The 15,023-nt window shown below is 63.1% G+C and carries 20 protein-coding genes and 1 tRNA gene; 13 read left to right on the plus strand and 8 right to left on the minus strand.

Translation table 11 applies throughout. The features are described 5' to 3' along the window. Positions 1 to 80: 80 nt before the first annotated feature. Both CKW06_RS15030 and CKW06_RS15035 read left to right on the plus strand, forming a co-directional pair. Positions 81 to 326 (plus strand): helix-turn-helix transcriptional regulator, encoded by a 246-nt coding sequence (locus CKW06_RS15030; RefSeq protein WP_024956402.1) that lies wholly within the window; start codon positions 81 to 83, stop codon positions 324 to 326. A gap of 130 nt (positions 327 to 456) precedes the next feature. After that, positions 457 to 1,803, plus strand: coding sequence for an AAA family ATPase (locus CKW06_RS15035; protein WP_032963212.1), 1,347 nt, complete (start codon positions 457 to 459; stop codon positions 1,801 to 1,803). A gap of 198 nt (positions 1,804 to 2,001) precedes the next feature. Here the strand turns inward: CKW06_RS15035 and CKW06_RS15040 are convergent, their stop codons facing one another. Then, entirely contained in the window at positions 2,002 to 2,484 is a 483-nt protein-coding gene (locus tag CKW06_RS15040; RefSeq protein WP_024956400.1) for a hypothetical protein, read from the minus strand. A 251-nt stretch (positions 2,485 to 2,735) separates the two neighbouring features. Between CKW06_RS15040 and CKW06_RS15045 the strand changes: the two genes are divergently transcribed. Genes CKW06_RS15045 through CKW06_RS15065 form a run of 5 tightly spaced genes read left to right on the plus strand, consistent with a single transcriptional unit; the run spans position 2,736 to position 4,591 of the window. After that, a complete protein-coding gene (locus CKW06_RS15045) occupies positions 2,736 to 3,452 on the plus strand; it encodes a hypothetical protein (RefSeq protein WP_004083494.1) in 717 nt (238 codons plus the stop codon). Positions 3,453 to 3,497: 45 nt separating this feature from the next. Further along, the gene (locus tag CKW06_RS15050) at positions 3,498 to 3,971 is read left to right on the plus strand and encodes a DUF5681 domain-containing protein (protein ID WP_024956399.1); all 474 of its coding nucleotides are present in this window, start codon (positions 3,498 to 3,500) and stop codon (positions 3,969 to 3,971) included. Further along, positions 3,968 to 4,180: a hypothetical protein gene (locus tag CKW06_RS15055; RefSeq protein WP_024956398.1), complete on the plus strand. Its 213-nt coding sequence runs from the start codon at positions 3,968 to 3,970 to the stop codon at positions 4,178 to 4,180. The genes CKW06_RS15050 and CKW06_RS15055 overlap by 4 nt, the downstream gene beginning before the upstream one ends. Further along, on the plus strand, positions 4,177 to 4,359 hold the full coding sequence (locus CKW06_RS15060; protein ID WP_024956397.1) for a hypothetical protein: 183 nt from the start codon (positions 4,177 to 4,179) through the stop codon (positions 4,357 to 4,359). The genes CKW06_RS15055 and CKW06_RS15060 overlap by 4 nt, the downstream gene beginning before the upstream one ends. Before the next feature lie 4 nt (positions 4,360 to 4,363). After that, positions 4,364 to 4,591 (plus strand): hypothetical protein, encoded by a 228-nt coding sequence (locus CKW06_RS15065; RefSeq protein ID WP_024956396.1) that lies wholly within the window; start codon positions 4,364 to 4,366, stop codon positions 4,589 to 4,591. A 627-nt stretch (positions 4,592 to 5,218) separates the two neighbouring features. Here CKW06_RS15065 and CKW06_RS23990 read toward each other — a convergent pair. Genes CKW06_RS23990 through CKW06_RS24285 form a run of 3 tightly spaced genes read right to left on the minus strand, consistent with a single transcriptional unit; the run spans position 5,219 to position 6,077 of the window. Further along, positions 5,219 to 5,431, minus strand: coding sequence for a GDCCVxC domain-containing (seleno)protein (locus CKW06_RS23990; protein ID WP_071534228.1), 213 nt, complete (start codon positions 5,429 to 5,431; stop codon positions 5,219 to 5,221). A gap of 7 nt (positions 5,432 to 5,438) precedes the next feature. After that, complete coding sequence (gene merP, locus CKW06_RS24280) at positions 5,439 to 5,714, minus strand: mercury resistance system periplasmic binding protein MerP (RefSeq protein ID WP_024956395.1); 276 nt, start codon at positions 5,712 to 5,714, stop codon at positions 5,439 to 5,441. A gap of 15 nt (positions 5,715 to 5,729) precedes the next feature. Then, positions 5,730 to 6,077 (minus strand): mercuric transporter MerT family protein, encoded by a 348-nt coding sequence (locus tag CKW06_RS24285; RefSeq protein ID WP_024956394.1) that lies wholly within the window; start codon positions 6,075 to 6,077, stop codon positions 5,730 to 5,732. A 74-nt stretch (positions 6,078 to 6,151) separates the two neighbouring features. Between CKW06_RS24285 and merR the strand changes: the two genes are divergently transcribed. Continuing rightward, positions 6,152 to 6,550 (plus strand): mercury resistance transcriptional regulator MerR, encoded by a 399-nt coding sequence (gene merR / locus CKW06_RS15085; protein WP_024956393.1) that lies wholly within the window; start codon positions 6,152 to 6,154, stop codon positions 6,548 to 6,550. Between the two features lie 152 nt (positions 6,551 to 6,702). Here merR and CKW06_RS15090 read toward each other — a convergent pair. Next, positions 6,703 to 6,790 (minus strand) — tRNA-Ser (locus CKW06_RS15090). A gap of 198 nt (positions 6,791 to 6,988) precedes the next feature. On the opposite strand from CKW06_RS15090, the gene CKW06_RS15095 reads away from it, so the two are divergent. After that, a complete protein-coding gene (locus tag CKW06_RS15095) occupies positions 6,989 to 8,335 on the plus strand; it encodes a DUF7256 domain-containing protein (RefSeq protein ID WP_024956392.1) in 1,347 nt (448 codons plus the stop codon). 72 nt (positions 8,336 to 8,407) lie between these two features. Here the strand turns inward: CKW06_RS15095 and CKW06_RS15100 are convergent, their stop codons facing one another. Continuing rightward, complete coding sequence (locus tag CKW06_RS15100) at positions 8,408 to 9,400, minus strand: LysR family transcriptional regulator (protein WP_005410175.1); 993 nt, start codon at positions 9,398 to 9,400, stop codon at positions 8,408 to 8,410. Between the two features lie 127 nt (positions 9,401 to 9,527). Here CKW06_RS15100 and CKW06_RS15105 point away from each other — a divergent pair, with 127 nt between their 5' ends. Together CKW06_RS15105 and CKW06_RS15110 are read left to right on the plus strand one after the other, a co-directional pair. Then, entirely contained in the window at positions 9,528 to 10,115 is a 588-nt protein-coding gene (locus CKW06_RS15105) for an FMN-dependent NADH-azoreductase (RefSeq protein ID WP_024956390.1), read from the plus strand. Positions 10,116 to 10,301: 186 nt separating this feature from the next. After that, positions 10,302 to 10,652: an SH3 domain-containing protein gene (locus CKW06_RS15110; protein ID WP_024956389.1), complete on the plus strand. Its 351-nt coding sequence runs from the start codon at positions 10,302 to 10,304 to the stop codon at positions 10,650 to 10,652. A gap of 158 nt (positions 10,653 to 10,810) precedes the next feature. On the opposite strand, the gene serS is transcribed toward CKW06_RS15110, so the two are convergent. Then, on the minus strand, positions 10,811 to 12,091 hold the full coding sequence (serS, locus tag CKW06_RS15115; protein ID WP_005410178.1) for a serine--tRNA ligase: 1,281 nt from the start codon (positions 12,089 to 12,091) through the stop codon (positions 10,811 to 10,813). Between the two features lie 113 nt (positions 12,092 to 12,204). On the opposite strand from serS, the gene CKW06_RS15120 reads away from it, so the two are divergent. Together CKW06_RS15120 and CKW06_RS15125 are read left to right on the plus strand one after the other, a co-directional pair. Continuing rightward, on the plus strand, positions 12,205 to 12,843 hold the full coding sequence (locus tag CKW06_RS15120; RefSeq protein ID WP_005410179.1) for an energy transducer TonB: 639 nt from the start codon (positions 12,205 to 12,207) through the stop codon (positions 12,841 to 12,843). 119 nt (positions 12,844 to 12,962) lie between these two features. Further along, on the plus strand, positions 12,963 to 13,535 hold the full coding sequence (locus CKW06_RS15125; protein ID WP_024956388.1) for an energy transducer TonB: 573 nt from the start codon (positions 12,963 to 12,965) through the stop codon (positions 13,533 to 13,535). Between the two features lie 174 nt (positions 13,536 to 13,709). On the opposite strand, the gene aroA is transcribed toward CKW06_RS15125, so the two are convergent. After that, the gene (aroA, locus tag CKW06_RS15130) at positions 13,710 to 15,017 is read right to left on the minus strand and encodes a 3-phosphoshikimate 1-carboxyvinyltransferase (RefSeq protein ID WP_024956387.1); all 1,308 of its coding nucleotides are present in this window, start codon (positions 15,015 to 15,017) and stop codon (positions 13,710 to 13,712) included. Positions 15,018 to 15,023: the final 6 nt, after the last annotated feature.

A 15,023-nucleotide genomic window follows, 5' to 3' on the forward strand; every position in this document is an offset into this window, starting at 1 on the left:
ATAAATGACGGCAAGCATTCGCCTTGCCTGACGCTCCCTATTGCATGCGCTGGCAAGGCTCAGTCTGAGGACTACTTGCCATGACCACAATTTCCGCGCTCGACCCGAACCTGCGCACTAACAAAGAAGCTGCCAAGCGGCTCAAGATCAAGCCCAACACCCTCGAAATCTGGCGGGGCAAGGGCAAAGGCCCGAAGTTCATCAAGCTGGGCGATTCAAAGCAGGCTCCCATCCGCTATCGGGATTCCGATATTGACGAGTGGTTGGAGCAGCAATCCTTCCGCAGTACCAGCGCCTACGCGCCGAACGCCAAACAAGCTGTTTGACGTTCATGGCGACGAAAACCCAATGCAGCCGCGCAACGTGCCCACCCCGCACCCTCGTTGGCAAGCCCACCGTAACTTCATCAAGAAAAAAGCTCGCGGGTCAGGCGAGCTTTGAAGAGGAACAACTGCAATGGACGAACACACTGTAGGACATGCCGGTTCAGGCGGCTCTGATATTTTGCAGGCGGCACAGCCGCCGCTACAGCACGGCCAGCATGCGGGCCAATGGGGTAACGGCGGCCAACATGCAAACGTGGCCCCAGCCGCCGCACAGCCGCCCAGCAGCCCCGAAAGCCAAGGGTTCTTTTGGAAAGATAACGTAGGCTTTGCCAGTAGCTTCCTTGACGAGGTGGAGCGCAGGGCGCAGCGGGCACAAACGGAGCTATTCAAGCTCGGTGCCGCAATATCAACCGAAGAGTGGTGGCATGCACGGGTTGCACAGCCTGCCATTGTGGAAGACTGGTTCCACGAGGACGTTGGCGTATTCGTCGCACCGGGCGGCACGGGCAAGACGACGCTGCTGCTGTTTCAGGTCATCCATATCGTGCTTGGGCGCGATCTGTTCGGTCACCGAGTGCTGAATCCCGGCCCGGTCATCATTCTCACAGCAGAGGACAGCCGTGAAACGCTGGTTGCCCGCCTGCGGCACATGTGCCAGCAACTTCGTCTGTCGCAGGACGAGGAACGGCAAGTCCGTGAAGAAGTGAATATCACAGACGTATCAGGCAAAGGGTTCAAACTCACCACAGTGGAAAAGGATGTGGTGGCACCGAGCAAGCTCCTTGACCGATTCGTCGTCAATGCCTCCGAACTGCACCCGTCGCTAATCATCATTGACCCAATGGTGTCGTTCGGCGTCGGTGAAAGCCGTATCAACGATTCTGAGCAGGGTCTGATTGATGCCGCGCGGCGGATCAAGAACGAACTGCGGTGCGCGGTGCTCTACGTTCATCACACCGGCAAGGCGAACGCGCGGGATGCGTCGCTAGACCAGTACAGCGGGCGCGGCGGCAGCGCGCTGGCAGACGGGGCGCGCATGGTGCATGTGCTTCAGCGGCTTGACCACGAAGCATGGACGGAAGCAACCGGCGACGAACTGACGGACGACGATTCGGGGTTCGTGCTTGCGCGGCCAAAGATGACATGGTGCGCACCACAGCCCCACGTCTATCTCAAGAGGCGCGGCTATTTGTTTGAGCGGTTTGACGCTGTTGCAGCGACCGAAGGTGCTGGCGCTGTGATTGACAGAGATGCGGAAAAGATTTTCCAGTTCGTGCGCGAGGAATACCTACACGGCAAGAAGTACAGCCAGAACGACCTTATTCATATGAAGCTGGTTGGCTCACAGAGCAGGCTGCGCGCCGCCGTGTCGCGGCTGAAGGCTGACAACCGGCTGATGGACGAGAAACTAACCACAACCGGCCAAGGCGGCGCACGGCAGTTCCTACGACCGATGGAGCTACCGCAGCAGGCCTAAACGGCCTTGGTGTGTTGCTGTGTTTTTGGTGTGTTGGTGGTGTGTTACCACAGCAAGGAAGGGAACACATGCAAACACGGTTTTTGCCGTGTTGCTGTGTAATTCCCTTAGGGCAACACAGCAAACCAAAGCGGCGGCGTCCCACATGCCAAAGCGGCCTTGTGCTGGTCGGTCGCCGTTTTGGTGTGTTGCCCGTGGTCACCCAATTGCAGCGGTGGCGCGTGACAGCCCGTTAAATCGCCTCCAGACGTAAAACTCGCAGGCCACGTTGTTCTCGTTCCAACCGTGGTCAGTGGCGGCAGCTTTCGCGTCCTTGATCGTTGCGCCCGGGTGCGCGTCCAGCCACGCCCAGACCGCAGCGCACAGGCCACCCGCACGCGGGCGCTTGACGCCGTTGCGTTCTTCACGCTCCACCTTCGGGGCGGCTGCTTTCTTCGCCTTGCTTGTGGTCACCCCCTGCACGGCGACAGCGGGCGCTACAGGCTCGCTTTCGGTAGCGGTCGCCGCTGGGGTACTGGCCGCACCCTGCGCAGCGCTTGCGGGCGGCTGCTTCGCCTTCCAGCCAAAGCGCACCTCGTCGCCGTTCTTATGCACGGTGATTTCCACCAGTTCAGCGGGCACCCCTGCGGCAACACCAGCGCGGCGGGCGTTGTTCCGGTTCGTGTAGGTCTTGGCTTCCATCGTCGTTGCTCCTGTGCGGGTTGTAGATGGGGCAACGCTAAGACGCATCTCCGAGACTCGGCAACGACTTTTTGGATGCACCCGACAGCGCCTTTGATGCCGAACGAATAACGCCCAATTACTTGTTCCCAGTTTGTTCTTGAACTGTAGAGCGTTGTTTTAAATAAATATTCCTTGCGGACCTTCGCTGATATTTCCCAGCATGTAAGCAATGCGTACCAGTTACGCGCCTTTTATCAAGGAGTTTGCACATGCCTACCGAAATTGATGCCCGTATCACGCCCACGCTGCACCCCGACAACGTCGCAAGCATTGACGGCTTTGACGAGCAGACCGCGCCGTATCTCGCGCCCACCATGACCGCGTTCAGCACCGCCTATGAAGGCATTCGTGCTGTCCATGAGGCGCGGGAGAAAGCCAAAACCAATCCGACTTGGAATGAAGCGCATCAGATCATTCACACGGACGACTTCGCGCAAAAGCACCTCGCTCGTATCACCAAAAGTTTCGACGTAACCCGCTCGAACTTGGAGAAGGGTATTGCGATGCTGGAGCAGCAGCTTGCAACGCCACTTGAATCCAAGGCAGCGCAGAGCGTCAGCGCTGAGATTCGCGCCTACGCCAAGAACCTGCCCAGCGAACAGCGCCACAAGTTCATCCAGCAAGCCATTGACGAGGGTGACCACACTTCAGTCGCGGCGCTTCTGGGTGCCCCGCCATATCTGTCCGGCCTCGATGCGAACTTCCAGCAGACCTATGTTCGTTTCTGGAACGAGCGCAGCGCTCCCGAAGTTGCCCAGCGCCTCAAGGCGATGAAGGGTGCCAAGCAGATGATCGAAGAGCGGGCCGGATTGGTGTTCAAAGAGCTTGAGAAGGCTGTTGGCGCGCCCCCGCACAAGGCCGCCGCTCTTCGGAAAGCCAAGACGGAAGCGGAGCAAGCCTTCGTCCTCAAGGACATTGGCCAGTGACCTTGTTGGCCCCTGCAATCAACAACATCAAGCGGAGGTAATCAAGTGTCCGAATCCCAAACGCCTGAATGGCTCAAGACATGGCAGGACTCCCCTGCTGCGCAGGAGCCGCCGCACCGTGGCGGGTTCTTGCCCGGAGTGAGCGGAAATCCTCGGGGCAGGCCGGTCGGGTCGCGGAACAAGAAGAACGTCATCGCTGACGAGCTTGCCAAGGAAGGTAGCGCGGTGGCCCGTGTGGTCATGGACGCTGCGCTTGCCGGTGATATGCAGGCCGCCAACATGGTGCTGCAACGTCTGTCGCCTCCGCTCCGTGCCCGCGCTGAAAAGGTGACGTTTGAACTGACCCCGGACGCGCCCCTGCACGAGCAGGCCAATCAGGTGCTCGCGTCGGTGGCGGAAGGCGCGATTGACCCGGAGACCGGAAAGCTGCTTATCGACTGTATCCAGTCGGTGGCGGGCATCCGTGCCGTTGATGAACTGGAAGCGCGCCTTATCGCGCTGGAGGAGAAACAAGCATGAGCATCTATGACACCGACAGCATTCCGCTGAATGGCTGGGCGCGGCCAAAGATCGAGCGCCCGATCGACACGCCGCAGGGGCAAGCCGATCTCAAGCTGATTGTCGAGACCTGCTACGCCGCGATCCTCAACTGCGACGACCCTGCCGTGCGCTGGCAGGCCGCGCGCCTGTTGCAAGCAATCGGCCCATTGAAAGGAACCCTGCAATGAAGAACCTGCACACCGACCCGCGCGAGAACGCGCCCGTCAAGCACACGGTAACGCCCGACGACCTGCAACAGATTCAGCAGCGCCGCATCGAGGCGCATGCAGCCCGCGAGACTAGCGACGCGCTGAACCTGCTCCGCGCTTTCAAGCTGGGCGAGGCGCTGCGCGAGGCACGGGAGTAACCACATGAGCATCAGCAGCGCCAAGGGCATGCTCGCCCGCCTCAAGCACTTGGAGCGCTCGCAAGGTGCGACCGACGAGATGCGAGGCTGGGTCAGTGACATGCTCGGCGCTGCCATTGCTGACGGTCGCATGTGCCCGGTCGATGGCCCTGTGGTGCTGCACTGCGTGATGAACTGGATCGACGACGGCACCGCACGCGCCGGGACTGCTGGCTGGGGGTTGCTGCGATGAAGCCGAATTTCCAAGGCTTCGTAGAGCCGCGCATGTGGCCGCAGGACGACGGAGCGCGACGCGAACCCGTGCTTGATGCTGACCACAAGCCGCCGCGCGTGGTGCGCTATGTCGGCTGGCGGAAGTGCATGCGCTGTGGTCAGCTCTTTTGGTCGGAGGACGTGCAGCGCTTGCGCCTATGCACCCCGCAACCGAACCGGCAAGGATGCAGGAGCAGACAAGACGACGACGGCATCTGAAAAACCCTGCACCGCCCTTATCGTCGTCAGCGGTGCAGCGGTGCCCGGTACTAGAGAAGCCGGGCCGTGCCACAGCATGCCGATGCACGTTAATCAATCGGATGCAGCAGCGAGGCGGGTTGTGCTCCTACCTGTCCGACGCTGCCTTCAACGGGTGCCGCTGGCACCCGTTGTCGTTTGTGCGGCTGCGCGAGCGTAGCGGGCGGCTGGGGCGACGATCACCACACCGCCGCCGCTAGGGTACTAGCGAGCACGGCAAGTGGCCTGCAGCGGCGCGCATGCCAGCGGATAAGGAACGACAAACACGGAGTTATTCGGGCTTGCCCGCTAACCGATTGATGGGCTTGTGGTTAGCTCGGTTCAACCGGGAGCGCATAAGCCCAGCGTACTAACCACAGCACTGTTTCTGAGTCTGGATCGGCGGGCAAGGCACTGATCCGAACGAGCAGAATACGCAGCAGTCACCCGGCTTTGGGCGCAGCAGAATTTTGCAATTCTCGCACTCGTAGTAGAACTGGCACGCATCGGTTGGCATGGTTTCCTTCTTTGCGAAGCCACAATGCGGACACGTAAGCACAGACTCAAGGACAACGGCATCCATAGTAGTATCACTTCCGCACTGTGGAGGGATAACCGGCGTTTGTCGTCGCTGTAGTCAGCACCTGCGGCTGCGCCTTGTCAGGGTCATACGTCACCGTGGCGGTCTTCGAGTCGTAATCAACTTTCACCGCGCTCACGCCAACGACCTTTTCGAGCGACTTCTTGACCGTGATTGGGCATGTGCCACAGGTCATGTTCTGGACATCAAGAGTGACCGTCTTCGGCGTACCGGCGAACACCGCCAACGGAAGCGCTGCAAGCGTGGTAATTAACAATCGGCGCATGGGAACAACCTCCTATCAGTAGAACAGTGGGGCCAGCCACGGCACCGACAACAAGGCGAAGAGCAGCACAGTAACGATCCAGAACACTAGTCGCTGGCGCTTGCGCGTTCGTGCATCAACGCAAGGCGTGTCTGGCGCGCAGGCCTGAGGCACTAGATAGAGCTTGCGGAACGCAAGCCCGAGGAACACCAGTGTCAGTCCGATGAGGATCGGTCGATATGGCTCAAGTGCGGTCAGGCTGCTGACCCATGCACCGCCGATGCCGAGGGTCAACAGCACGAGAGGGCCGACGCAGCACACCGAGGCACCGATTGCGGCCAAGGCACCCGCAATCAATGAGCCGTTGCCGGTGAGTTGTGCCATAAGAGTCTCCTTGAACCTATCTGCCTGGTGCTACTCTAAATGCTGTACCTAGGTACGGGATCAAGGGGAATTTGATGGCGGCAGAGCTAACTATCGGCAAGCTGGCAAATGCGGCTGGCGTGAACATCGAGACGATCCGGTACTACCAGAGGCGAGGCTTGCTGGATGAGCCACCCAAGCCTCTGGGCGGTCATCGCCGCTATGCGCCGCAGCAAGTCAAGCGTCTACGATTTATCCGCCGCGCGCAGGTTCTAGGATTCACACTGGACGAGATCGCCGGTCTCTTGAGGCTCGAGGAAGCGTGCGCATGCGCAGAGACGCTCGACCTTGCTGCTCACAAGCTCCAAATCATTGATGCCAAGCTCGCGGACTTGACTGCGATGCGCAAGGCGCTTGCTGACCTGATGCGCGAGTGCGAATCGTCTGGCATGAAAGGGGCATGCCCGATCATTCACACACTGGCAGCAGACTGAGCTTCGTAGGTAGTTGTCACGCGAACTGCTTATGGTGTGCTTACGCCACACCTTTTGCCCAACTACAAGAAAGCCCCGACTGGCGGGGCTTTTTGTCGCTTTTGACAAACCCTTTGCGCGCTCACAGAACTGCGCTAAGTGTTTGTTTTTATTGGCGGAAGCTCAGGGATTCGAACCCTGGAACCCTTGCGGGTTGCCGGTTTTCAAGACCGGTGCAATCGACCACTCTGCCAAGCTTCCTACAACTGTTTTCAAGACCGGTGCCTTAAACCGCTCGGCCATCTCTCCGCATCGGCCCAGCCTGCTGGCCGGGCACGCATTCTCGCACGGCCGGGCGATTTGCCCAAGACCCCTACGCCACGTCCATCTGCAACTAATCCGATAGCCTTCCCACGCCCCGGCTGGCTAGAGTGACCAATTCCCTCTAGTTCCACCCGCATGGACAACTCCAGCCTCCTGAACATACGCCCGGGCATGCCTTCAGGCGCCTTGGCCCAACTTCTGGGCGCCCGATGGAAGGAGCCGGATGAACAAGGTCATCTGACTTGCCTGAGCAAGGACGTCTTCGTTCGACTGGATAGCGATCGAGTCATTGGATACGTCATTTTCGCCTGTTCAATGCCCAAGACGGTGCTGGTCGAGGACCTGCGTACGGGCATGGCCATCGGCGACGCTCTCGCCAACACTCCTCGTCTCGCTGTACTGCCGGAAGAGCCAGAGGACGCATGCGAGGGATGGGCGACCTACGGCTTCATCACGGATGACGGATTGCAGGTGGCCGCGAACGTGAACACGCGGGACAACACGGTAAAGAGCATTCGTCTAGAGAACCCGAACGCCACCTACTGTGAGCCTGCATCGCCCATATTCGATCCGACGTTGACCAAGGCCTTTGACATAGCGCTTGGCCCCCAGCGCGTGCTCCCCAAAGCAGGCCGGGGCAGCGAATGGGCCGGAGGCTGGACGCTGGGCCTTCCTCCAGGCATCACCGCTGAACAATGGCCTTTGAGTTCCAGCAACGGGCACCCGCTGCGGCACGCCTTTACGCTGCACCTGCCCTCGGAGTACCGAACCAAGGGAAATGATCTGGTTGCTATCTCCCTGTTCGTCGACGATCAGCAGGAGGAGCTCTGCACCGTCGAGGAAATCGCGAAGTACTTCGCCTCTCCCCTTTCCACAACCCCGCCAGAGGGTAGCGACCTGCTGCCCTTCTGGCAGCATCGCCAAGCCAAGCATGCGCACAGCCGCAGCATGGAAGACATCCTTGGAACGCAATTCTGCGCCATCTGCCTTACACAGCAGGAGTTTGATGGCGAGCTGAGCCTGCCGCCCAAGCTGAATTCAGCCCTGCTGGATGCCCCTCCGAGCTGGATCGGGCAGGACTACGCGAGCTATTTCTACGAGCGATGGCTGTACACCGGGAACGGAAATGCCGTCATCCCGGGCGCAGGAATCGGAGGCGTCTCCAGCGAGGCCGTTGCATTGCCGATCAGCACAGGCATCCGCGCTGACGATCCCAACGTTGGGAGATCACCGCGGGAGTGGGAAAGCGAATGCGCCATCAGTGGATACATCGAAGCATTCAGCGAGCGCGGTGAGGAACTGAACCTGAGTCGATGGGATTCCATTGCCCACCTCGGTGGAACGATGCAGCCCCAGCAGGGCTACCCTGAGTTCGGCCCCTACTACCTCGAATTCGAGGAGGGTTTTGGCGGCTTCAATTTCGGTGGCGGCAACGCACAGTTGGATCTGCAGCAGATGAAGATCGACTGGGCGTGCGGATGACACCGTCGCATTGAAGCAAAAAGCCCCGGAACCTCGCCGGGGCTTTTCTTCACGGAAGCGGTGCAGCAGCCCTCAGCCCGCGTCCACCGCCAACGCGCCCAGCGCACTGGCCTTGATCCGCTCCTTGGCCTTTTCACAGGCGCCACCGCAATCCAGACGCGAGGCCTCCAGTTGCGGCGGCAGATGTTCGGCCAGGAAGTCGATGAACACGCGTACCGCCGGCAGCAGGCCGCGGCGCGAGGCGAACACGGCATGGCACACGCCCTGCGGCAGCGACCAGTCCGGCAGCACCACTTCCAGCTCGCCGTTGCGCACGGCGTCGGCGCACACGGTTTCCGGCAGCATGGTGATGCCGAAACCGTCCTTCACCATGCTCTGCAGCAACGGGAAGTCGAAGCCGGCCACGCGCGGCTGCAGGTCGACCCGGCGCACTTCGCCTTCCGGCCCGTGCAGCTCCCAGCGTTGGCGGGCTTCGTCTTCGCTGATGCTGAGGGTGACGTGCTGGGTCAGCTCTTCCGGGTCCTTGGGGCGACCGGCGCGGTCCAGGTACTTCGGGCTGGCCACCAGCAATTCCTGCACCTGGCCGAAGCTGCGCATCACCAGGCTGCCGTCATCGTCCAAGCGCGAACGCACGCGCAGGGCCACGTCGTAGCCTTCATTGATGATGTCCACGCGGCGGTTGCTGATGTTCAGCTGCAGGCGCACCTTCGGGTACTGCTCAAGGAACTTGGGCAGCAGCTTGGGCAGCTGCATCTGCGCCAGCGACACCGGCACGCTGGCGCGGACCACGCCGCGCGGTTCCGCGCTGAGCCGGTCCACCACTTCGCGCGCGGCCTGGGCCTCGGCCAGCATCGTCTGCGCATGGCGGTGCACGCTGGTGCCGACATCGGTGACCGCGAAACGGCGCGTGGAGCGCTGCAGCAGGCGCACGCCCAGGTCGGTTTCCAGCTGGCTGATGCGGCGGCTCAGTCGCGACTTGGGGATACCCAAGGCGCGCTCGGCGGCGGCGAATCCGCCGTGGTCGACCACCATCGCGAAGTAGTACAGATCATTCAGGTCATGCATGCCCGAGTTCCATATCTAGAACAATACGTGGCATTCAATCACCTTTATCCCGCCTTTGCAACAACCTATCGTTCTCTCCGTCGGCGGGGCCACCCCGCCCCTTCCCTCCAGAACATAGGTGACTGCCATGAAGCTTCTGCATCTCGACGCCAGCGTGCTTGGCGACAATTCCGTCTCGCGCCAGCTGTCGGCCGCCGTGGTCGCCCGCTTCACGGGCCAGATCGATGGCCTGCAGGTCGATTATCGCGATCTTGACGCCAATCCGGTACCGCATCTGCGCAGCAGCTCGCTGGCCAAGACCGATGCCGCCGAGGCGACCGATGCTGAACAGGTGATGCAGCAGTTCCTGGAGGCTGACATCGTGGTGATCGGCGCGCCGATGTACAACTTCAGCATTCCTTCCACGCTGAAGGCCTGGATCGACCGCGTGGCCGTGGCCGGCCGCACCTTCAAGTACACCGAGAACGGCCCGGTGGGCCTGGCCGGTGGCAAGCGGGTGATCATCGCCAGCAGCCGCGGCGGCATCTACACCGACTCGCCGGCCGACTTCCAGGAGCCGTTCCTGCGCCAGGTGTTCGCCTTCATGGGCGTCAACGAGGTCGAGTTCGTGCGCGCCGAGGGCATCGCCTACTCGCCGCAGCACCGCGAAGACGCGATTGCCGGTGCACTGGCAGCCCTGCCGTCGCACGAAGTGGTCGAAGCCGTCGCTGCATAAGCGTTCCAGCGTTCGGCGCCGCTCTCTCCTCGTCGAGGCGCTGAACGCGGGCCGTGGATCCCCTCCCCCATCCCGGCCCACCCTGGCGGCCCCGCTTTGCGGGGCCGTTTTTTTTGCATCAGTAGATCCACGCCATGCGTGGATCGGTGCCATGCGCGGCGCTCACCAGCACGTTAGGCTGGGGCCATGAACTACATCGTGACCACTGCGCACCGCAGCGAATTTCGGCACCCGATCACCCTGCGCCGCGGCCAGGCGCTGGTAGTGGGCGAACGCCATGAAGGCCCGGAGGGCTGGGATGACTGGTTCCTGTGCGAGGCCGAGGGGCAGCACCCCGGTTTCGTGCCGGCGCCGGTGATCGGTCGCGACGCGCAGGGTGGCGCGTTTGCCACGGAGGACTACTGCGCGCGGGAACTGGATGTGGATCCCGGGCAGCTGCTGCGTGGGCAGCGCACGCTCAATGGCTGGGCGTGGTGCGTGCCGGAGGCCGGCGACCCGGGATGGGTGCCGTTGGAGAAGTTGCGCGCTGTGGAGTGATCACGGCGGTTCATCCACGCACGGCGTGGATCTGCTGGGGCATCGGTGAAATCATGCCGAGCGCCTGCAACATCCTCCAGTAGATCCACGCCATGCGTGGATTCGGTGCCATGCAAGCATGGCACCCACCGGAGCCGCAGCACCGCCCGATCAGGGAATCAGGCGATGGTTTCCAGTCCGCCCATGTACGGCCGCAGGGCTTCCGGCACGGTGATGCTGCCGTCGGCGTTCTGGTAGTTCTCCATCACCGCGATCATCGCGCGGCCGACGGCCACGCCCGAGCCGTTCAGGGTATGCGCCAGTTCCGGCTTGCCGGTGGCCGGGTTGCGCCAGCGCGCCTGCATGCGGCGGGCCTGGAAATCACCACAGTTCGAGCACGAGGAGATCTCGCGGTAGGTCTCCTGCGACGGCAGCCAGACTTCCAGGTCGTAGGTCTTCACCGCAGAGAAGCCCATGTCGCCGGTGCACAGCAGCACCTTGCGGTACGGCAGGCCCAGCTTTTCCAGCACCACTTCGGCGCAGCGGGTCATGCGCTGGTGTTCGGCATCGCTGTCTTCCGGGCGGCTGATCGAGACCAGCTCGACCTTCTCGAACTGGTGCTGGCGGATCATGCCGCGCACGTCGCGACCACCGCTGCCGGCCTCGGCACGGAAGCACATCGAGTGGGCGGTCATGCGCAACGGCAGGCGTTCGGCGTCGACGATCTCGTCGCGCACGATGTTGGTCAGCGGCACTTCCGAGGTCGGGATCAGGTAGCGCGTGGAATCGCCCACGGCCGTCTTGAACAGGTCGTCCTCGAACTTCGGCAGCTGGCTGGTGCCGCGCAGCGAATCGGCGTTGACCAGCAGCGGCACGTTGGTTTCCTCATAGCCGTGCTCGCCGGTGTGCAGGTCGACCATGAACTGGGCCAGCGCACGGTGCAGGCGCGCGATCGGGCCGCGCAGCACGGTGAAGCGCGAGCCGGACAGCTTGGCCGCGGTCTCGCCGTCCAGCCAGCCGTTGCGGGCGCCCAGTTCGACGTGGTCGAGCACCTTGAAATCGAACTGGCGCGGGGTTCCCCAGCGCGACTGCTCGACGTTGTCGTTCTCGTCGGCACCGGCCGGCACGTCATCGGCCGGCAGGTTCGGGATGCCCATCGAAATCGCTTCGATCTTCTCGCGCAGCTCGTCCAGCGCCACTTCCGAGGCCTTCAGCTCGTCGGCGAAGGCTGCGACCTCGGCCATGATGGCCGAGACGTCCTCGCCCTTGGCCTTGGCCTGGCCGATGGCTTTGGAACGGCTGTTGCGCAGGCTCTGCAGCTCCTGGGTCCGCACCTGGATGCGCTTGCGATCAGCCTCCAGGGACTCCAGGGCAGACACGTCGAGCTCGAAGCCGCGGCTGGTGCGCAGGCGTTCGGCGAGGTCGGCGGGCTGGTGGCGGAGCAGGGCTGGATCAAGCATGGCAGGTGTCGTGGTGGGTATCAGGGATGGGATTATCGCTTGTTATACGGATTTCTGCCGCCCGGTTCATTCCCGCCGTGGCAGAATCGAGCCATTCCGTACTGGTCCGGTCCATGTCTGCACCCCGCTCGTCGTCCGCCAAGTCGTTCACTGTGCATATCCCGCGCAACGCCCTGAAGATCGCCGGCATCGCCTTCGGCGTGGGCGTACTGCTGTTCGTGCTGGTCTGGCTGACCGGTCGCGACAAGGAGTTCTTCCGCGCCGATCCGGCTGCCCAGACCCCGCAGGAAACCGCCCAGATCGAGCCCCTGCCGGAACCGCTGGCCGCTGCCGCCGGTTCCAGCGACATGCCCGATGCCAAGCCGGCACCGGTAGAGGAAGAAGCGCCGAAGCTGGTGGAAACGGCCCCGCCACCGCCCGCTCCCGTGGCTGAAGCGGCTCCGGCTGCACCGGGCCCTGCGCCGGCGGCCACCGGCAACAGCCAGCCGATGCCGATTGCCGGCCAGTCGCCGCCGCCGTCCTATCCCGCCGCCGCCCTGCGCGCCGGTGAAACCGGCACGGTGGTGGTACGCGTGGACGTGGACGCCACCGGCTATCCGAACAATGCCACGGTGATCCAGCGCAGCGGTTCACGCGAGCTCGACCGTGCCGCCACCGACGCTGTGCGCCGCTGGCGCTTCACTCCGGCGCAGAGCAACGGCCAGGCCGTACCCGGCAGCATTGAAGTGCCGTTCGACTTCAAGACGCAATAACTGAACACTTCCCGGCAGGCAAACTGAACCCTGCCGGTGGCGTTGACGCAACGCTGACACTTCCCGTCCGTGGCTCGGGCAACACTGCCCACGTCGTCCATTGACGGAAGGAGTTTGCGATGACCGCCACCACCCACGAAGACCTTCATTCGCCGCAGCTGCCGGAGGATTCAAGCGCGCAGCACAAGCCCACGTCGCTCTGGATGTGGATCGCGCTGATCGTGGCGATGTTTGCCGGCGCCCTGCTCTGGCTGCGTCATTCGAACCAGGAAGACGTGGCACCGGCGCCGGTCGGTGAGCGCATGCTGCCGGCCCCTGAGCAGCCCGCGGTGACGGATGCAGCGGCCCCTGCCGCGCGCCAGGCAACCCCGGCTACTGCTTCGCGGAAGGCCGCGCCGGTAGTGCGCAATCGTGAAGCCCGCCCGCTGGCCAGCAACCGCATGCCCACCTACCCCGCCGCCGCGCTGCGTAGCGGCGTGCAGGGCAGCGTGATCGCCAGCCTGAATGTCGATACCCGCGGCAATGTCGCCAGCGCTGCGATCGTCTCGCGCAGCGGCGAGCGCAGTCGCGATCTGGATCGTGCGGTGCTCAATACCGTGCAGAACTGGAAGTTCCAGCCGGCGGTGCATGACGGCCGCGCAGTAGCAAGCGTAGTGCGGGTCCCGGTGGATTTCCGTACCGAGCAGCGTTGATCGCGGACGAGGGGTTCGTGATGTTTAGACGGAGGCTTCGGCCTCCGTCCTTTTATGCGGGAAAGCATGCCAACCAAGGTTGGCACCTACCAGAAGATGTGAGCATGCCAACCAAGGTTGGCACCTGCCGGGCATTGCGATCCGCCGGGCATGACCCGGCGGATGCAGTGACGATCAGGCCAGGTTGAATCCGGCGCTGCGGGCCAGGCCGTCGAAGTCCGGGAAGGACGTGGCGACGTTGGCGATATCGTTGATGCGCACTTCCCCGTCACTGATCTGGCCGGCAATGGCGAACGCCATGGCGATGCGGTGGTCGCCGTGGCTTTCGATGGTGCCGCTGCCCAGGCGCACGCCACCATGCAGGGTGGCGCCATCTTCGGTTTCGTCCACCTGCATGCCGAGCGCGCGCAGGCCGGTGGCCATCGCTGCGAGACGATCGGATTCCTTCACCCGCAGCTCGGCGGCGCCGGTCACCACGGTCTGGCCTTCTGCAGCAGCTGCCGCCACGAACAGCGCCGGGAACTCGTCGATCATGTCCGGCACCAGTTCTTCCGGAATGCGTGCACCCTTCAGCGGGGCATAGCGCACCACCAGGTCCGCCACCGGTTCACCGCCCTGCTCGGCCGGATTCTCTTCGGTGATGTCGGCACCCATCAGGCGCAGCGCGTGCAGCAGGCCGGTACGGCGCGGATTCAGGCCAACCTGCTTCAGGCGCAGCTCGGAGCCCGGAATGATGCTGGCAGCCACCAGATAGAACGCCGCAGACGAGAAGTCGGCCGGCACCACGATATCCGTGGCACGAAGGCGTTGGCCGCCGCGCAGGCGCGCCTTGCCCGGCGAGAATTCGATGTCCACGCCGAACGCGGACAGCATGCGTTCGGTGTAGTCGCGGGTCGGGTGCGGCTCGACAACGCTGGTTTCGCCCTGTGCGTACAGGCCTGCCAGCAACACCGCCGACTTGATCTGCGCGCTGGCCACCGGCGAGGCGAAGTCGATGCCGTGCAGCGTCTGGCCGCCATGCACGTGCAGCGGCGGCGTGCCGTCATCCTGGGTGTCGATCTTCGCGCCCATCTGCGACAGCGGGCCGGTGACGCGGCGCATCGGTCGGCCCGACAGCGACTCATCGCCGATCAGCGTGCAGTCGAACGCCTGGCCCGCCAGCAACCCGGCCAGCAGGCGCATGCCGGTACCGGCGTTGCCGCAGTCCAGCGGCGCATCCGGCGCCTTCAGGCCGTCGATACCGACGCCGTGCACGATGCGCTGCGACGCGCTGGGGGTTTCGATGCGCACGCCCAGCTGACTGAAGATGCGCGCGGTAGCGCGGGTGTCTTCGCCTTCCAGGAAGCCTTCGATATGCGAGGTGCCATCGGCCAGCGCGGCGAACATCACCGAGCGGTGCGAGACCGACTTGTCGCCGGGAATGGTCAGGCTGCCCTGCAGCGGCTGGCCCTTGCGGGCAATCCAGTGTTGCGCGTTGCTCATCGTTCG

Source organism: Stenotrophomonas maltophilia (assembly GCF_900186865.1).
GTDB classification, from domain to species: Bacteria; Pseudomonadota; Gammaproteobacteria; order Xanthomonadales; family Xanthomonadaceae; genus Stenotrophomonas; species Stenotrophomonas maltophilia.